2 protein-coding genes are annotated in these 632 nt (G+C 66.0%); both read left to right on the top strand.

The annotated features are described in order from the left end of the window. Window positions 1-212, top strand: a 212-nt coding sequence (locus tag L6D89_RS32385) for a phage protein Gp36 family protein (protein ID WP_236202335.1), incomplete at its 5' end; no start/stop codon positions are given. After that, the coding region (locus L6D89_RS32390; protein WP_236202344.1) for a phage virion morphogenesis protein at window positions 209-632 on the top strand (424 nt) is incomplete at its 3' end. The genes L6D89_RS32385 and L6D89_RS32390, both read left to right, overlap by 4 nt.

Below are 632 nucleotides of genomic sequence, written 5' to 3' on the forward strand. Positions count from 1 at the left end.
AGACGTGCTGCGACATCGCCATGTATCGGATGTCGTCGGACGGTGCCAGCAGCACTGAAGAGAAGCGCAAGCGCTACGAGGATGCGGTGGGCTACCTGCGCCGGGTCGCCGAGGGCAAGGCCTCGCTGGGCTTGGCCACGCCGCCTGACCAGGAAAGCAGCGGCTTTGCCTACTTCGAGGCCGAGCCCAAGCGCTTCGGGAAGCTGCTGTGAGCGGCGCGGCGATCAGCGTCAACCTCCTGGAAGACAAGCGCCTCGCTCGGCGGATTGACCGCCTGGCCGAGCTGCCGCTCTTGCCGCTCCTGGAGAGCATCGGTGCCGAGGTCGTCAGCCAGACCCAGCGCCGGATCGCCGTGGACAAGGCCAGCCCAACGGGCCAGGCCTGGCCGGAGTGGTCCGCTGAGTACGCCGAAACGCGGCACAGCGGGCAAAGCCTGCTGCAGGGAGAAAACCACCTGCTCAACAGCATGACGTTTCAGACCATGGGCGACAGCGTTCTGGTGGGAAGCCCCCTGGTCTATGCCGCCACCCACCAGTACGGCGATGAGGATCGCGGCATTCCGCAAAGGGAATACCTCGGCCTGGAAGGCGTGGACCTGGACGACGTGATCGGCCTGATCGAGGACTACCTGG

The organism is Pseudomonas pseudonitroreducens (assembly GCF_021603645.1).
Taxonomy (GTDB): Bacteria; Pseudomonadota; Gammaproteobacteria; order Pseudomonadales; family Pseudomonadaceae; genus Pseudomonas; species Pseudomonas pseudonitroreducens.